Origin of the sequence: Vibrio sp. FF145 (genome assembly GCF_041439075.1) — a bacterium.
Taxonomy (GTDB): Bacteria; Pseudomonadota; Gammaproteobacteria; order Enterobacterales; family Vibrionaceae; genus Vibrio; species Vibrio tasmaniensis_A.
Genome location: NZ_JBGONH010000115.1, coordinates 1 through 2,279, shown reverse-complemented (window position 1 = coordinate 2,279; position 2,279 = coordinate 1). Strand labels below are relative to the sequence as shown.

Here is a 2,279-nt window from a genome sequence, read left to right as displayed (position 1 = left end):
GACGACATTACTTGCTTCATCTATGCGGTAACACTATCCCCTAAGCAACAAGAAAGGCTCTGATAATACAGGAGAGAAACTTCTACGTTTTTAATTGACAGTGGGGGTCATATCAACGCCGCATTAAGGTGATGAGATGGTCTCCCCCTACCACTTCACATGACTGTAAGCCATGCTTGGAGTGTTCAGGTCCGAAGTAAAAGGAGAAGACCATGACTCAGCATAAAATCATCGGCATCGATTTAGCAAAAAATATCTTCTTTCTTTTTGAAATCAATCATAAAGGGAAGAACCTTTGCCGTAAAAAACTTCAACGAAGTAAACTACTTAGTTACATCGCCAATAAAGCACCCTGTACTATCGCCATGGAAGCTTGTTCCGGCGCACACTACTGGGCTCGTGAATTCTCTCAGTTCGGTCACGAAGTCATACTCTATGCACCCCAGCATGTGAAAACTCAAAGGCGTAAACAGAAAAACGACTATAACGACGCCGAAGCCATTGCCGAAGTCGCGCTCTACAAAAGACCTCACCCTGTGCCTCATAAATCCGTCGAGCAACAAGACATCCAATCTCTTATTCGAATGAGACGTCTGCTCGTCACTGAAAGAACTCGTATCGTTAATCAAGTGCGTGGCCTTATCTCTGAATACGGCATCATTATGCCCAAAGGAGCCGCTGCTTTCAGAAAGGCCATACCCGAAATACTCGAGAACGATGAAAACCAACTGTCTTGTATATTAAGAGAACTGCTATCCCATCAGTACGAACGATATTTATACATCGACGAACAAGTAAAATGGTTCGACGATAAACTTAACCAAACCATCAAGCAGTTCGAAAACGCAAAGCGACTCATGTCTATTCCAGGCTTTGGACCACTCACTAGCCAAGCCGTTGCAGTATGGCTTGGCTCTGGACAACAGTTCAAAACCGGTAGAGATGCCTCCGCCGCAATGGGGCTTGTACCAAAGCAAGATACCAGCGGCGACAAAGTCATTCTTCTAGGAATAACCAAAAGAGGCAACACGTATATCCGATCCCTTCTCGTTCATGGAGCAAGAGCAGCGTTGAGGCGCGCCAAATTTAAATCCGATAATCTCAGTAAGTGGATGCTTGAACTCCAAGAGCGACGAGGACCAAACAGAGCCGCTGTCGCTTTGGCAAACAAACTCATGCGTATAGCGTGGGCCGTTATAACTAAAAATGAAGAGTATCAACCAAAACAAAGCTAATGATGATCACCAACCCTTTGCAAAGTACGTAGCAAGATGAATAACAGGATAAATCCTACACGTTGAAAACCTTATACTCACACTGTCTTATAAAGTCGATAAGGTGATTAGGACTTCGTGTTCGACTTCCTCATCTTGGCCAAGGCAATAGCCGCTCAACAGGCCGTATATATGGAAGTTAACCTGCACTTTTAATCATACTGCTGACTTGCAAAACTGGGGGAGACCATATATGTGAGTAACGCAACCACGAAACCCAACCTTACCACCGTAAACACTATACTCAACGATGGAATGAAAAATGCCAAGCGTTAGGAATCACTCTTAAATGCTTTGTTATGTTTTGGGCTGAACAAGCTTTGATAACATTGCTACTGCAACTTGATCTCCAAAAGTTGACATGCACTCTGGACCATCATAGGTAATTTCATCATCGGCGTTTTCACGTATAAACGTATTCAATGCCAATGCGCTACTATGAGCAATTTCAAAAAATGGAACAGGCTTTTGCTCACAATGAACATCATGGTGTACTACCCATTTGTTACGAAACTCAACCATTTCATTTCGATACTCACCAAATTCCTCTTGGCTCAGTTTTGTCGATTCAAGCAGGCAATTAAGGAACTTTTGATGCTGTTCCTCTGGTATTAATTTCTTCCAATGTCCCTCGTCTTTCCATGACCCAAACAATTTACACCAGCTTGTAACCGCATCGCAGAGTAAAACATTATGAATATGCGTATATGGACACAGCCCATCAAACTCTCGATCTAGATCTTGGCACTTATGTTCAAGAGCGAGAAAACACGCATGAGACCGAAAAAATGAGTGCAAAACTGTTAATCGACCATGCAACTCTTTGACATTGTTCATTTTTACCTCTTAAAAACATAACGCCGCCATAACACGTGCTGACGACTCACTTTCCAAATCAATTATACTCTAAACCAAAAACGCCGAATGTTATAAGCATCGTGTTGATGGCTTTGTGTACGCCCAGCATGGGTATGAACTAATGAGGTGAGAGTCCTCTGTAGGAAA

Annotated in this window: 2 protein-coding genes; one reads left to right on the top strand and one right to left on the bottom strand. The window is 43.0% G+C overall.

All coding sequences use genetic code 11. The features are described 5' to 3' along the window. The first annotated feature begins 212 nt into the window (after nt 1-212). Complete coding sequence (locus tag ACED42_RS21665; RefSeq protein ID WP_210443505.1) at nt 213-1,235, top strand: IS110 family transposase; 1,023 nt, start codon at nt 213-215, stop codon at nt 1,233-1,235. Nucleotides 1,236-1,571: 336 nt separating this feature from the next. On the opposite strand, the gene ACED42_RS21660 is transcribed toward ACED42_RS21665, so the two are convergent. After that, nucleotides 1,572-2,111: a hypothetical protein gene (locus ACED42_RS21660; protein WP_371704126.1), complete on the bottom strand. Its 540-nt coding sequence runs from the start codon at nt 2,109-2,111 to the stop codon at nt 1,572-1,574. Between the last annotated feature and the right edge of the window lie 168 nt (nt 2,112-2,279).